Here is a 925-nt window from a genome sequence, read left to right on the forward strand (position 1 = left end):
TTCAAAGAACTCTTAATTGACTTCAATATCCGCCATGGTATTTTCGAATAAACCACTCCATGGAAACCAGAAACAAAAGAGTAAAGAACAGCCACTTTAATTCTATTAGGGAAAGGAATTGCTCGCTGCTGTGAATTATCCCTTCAGCCTTTTGATTAGCTAAATTGGCATCCAATTCATCCATTTGATCCTTGGTGAAAAATTCTCCCCCACTTCTTTTGGCTAAAGTTCGAAGCATTTGATGATCGGCAGTCAGATTCAAGTGCTCCAATTGCAATTTTTTTACAGTAAAAGCACCTGAAGTTATTTCCGTTGAATTATCCAGCTTAGTTTTTGCTGTATACCGGTAGACTCCTGGATTTAACCTGGATAGCTGATATTGGCTATTGTTCCTGGCTGTTGTATAGGTGTATAATGTACTTTTTCCCTCTGCATCCGTAACAGTTAATTCAACCCTGTGTCCGTAGATCCTTTCAAATAAATCATTGTACACCTCAGTTTCTACCACTACGGGTTCAAGATCATCAAACTCTTTCTTTATCGGATAAACCCTAAATTTTCGCTTATCATCCCTAGTAGAAAGATATTGGACAATTTTAGTTATCAGGGTATTAAAGGCCTGTTGTGAATCTCTTTGGGCATTTTCCTGAAGGCGCCACTGCCATATTCCACTTCCGAGCATAATGGCTGTTTTGGGTCTTTGAGTACCATTTACAACAAGCAATGGTTTTGTAGATATAATGCTACCCACTTTCTGGTAAAGCAACACTTCAGTATCAGGACTTATATCAAAAGTACCAAATGGAACAGAGACAGGAGGAAAATCATTTACAATTTGCTGTAAGTTTTGGTCAAAGCTAAATGGAGAAAAATCCTTATTAAAAGAAGGGAGAACAGCATCATTTTCCCGGCTTCTCATATTTAT

1 pseudogene is annotated in these 925 nt (G+C 37.8%); it reads right to left on the minus strand.

The features are described 5' to 3' along the window. Positions 1 to 22: 22 nt before the first annotated feature. Positions 23 to 925, minus strand: a pseudogene (locus tag E1171_RS00680) (VWA domain-containing protein); the annotation flags it as partial.

The organism is Xanthovirga aplysinae (genome assembly GCF_009711365.1).
GTDB classification, from domain to species: Bacteria; Bacteroidota; Bacteroidia; order Cytophagales; family Cyclobacteriaceae; genus Xanthovirga; species Xanthovirga aplysinae.